Raw genomic sequence first — 433 nt, 5'->3', positions numbered from 1 at the left:
GGGCTGGCAACGCCGCGATGTCCTGGATGTGGATGTCCTGCGCCCGCATCCGTGCGTTCTGCGCCTCGATCTGCGCGCGATCCAGGATCGGCGCATCGGCGTTGTCCAGACGCGCCGCCCAGTACTGCGGCGTCAGGTAGGCCTCGTGCAGGCCGATAACATAGGGCAGCGGTGCGCCGGGATCGGGCGCCGGGGCGGCCTGTGCAAAGGCCGGTGCGGCCAGCAGGCACAGGGCCAAGGTCAAGCGGCGCGGCCAATGCCGGTGCCGTTCGCGGGAAGCCAGGCTCATGCGGTGCACACCCTCCTCGAATGCCTTGTGGAATATTTATTCCTTTCGGCATCGAAAGCAAGAATAAATTATTGACCGGCATCCCGGTCCGTGTTACACAGCCGTTACCACCCGCGCTGGGGAAGAGTCGATGTGGATCCTGCC

The 433-nt window shown here is 64.9% G+C and carries 1 protein-coding gene; it reads right to left on the bottom strand.

Annotation, left to right across the window (positions count from 1 at the left end):
* Positions 1–289 (bottom strand): hypothetical protein (locus HUW62_RS47840; RefSeq protein WP_217912013.1); only part of this gene is annotated, 289 nt, incomplete at its 3' end.
* Positions 290–433 lie beyond the last annotated feature (144 nt).

It is taken from the genome of Myxococcus sp. AM011 (assembly GCF_013372595.1).
GTDB lineage: Bacteria > Myxococcota > Myxococcia > Myxococcales > Myxococcaceae > Myxococcus > Myxococcus eversor.
This window is presented reverse-complemented; position numbering and strand designations above follow the sequence as displayed.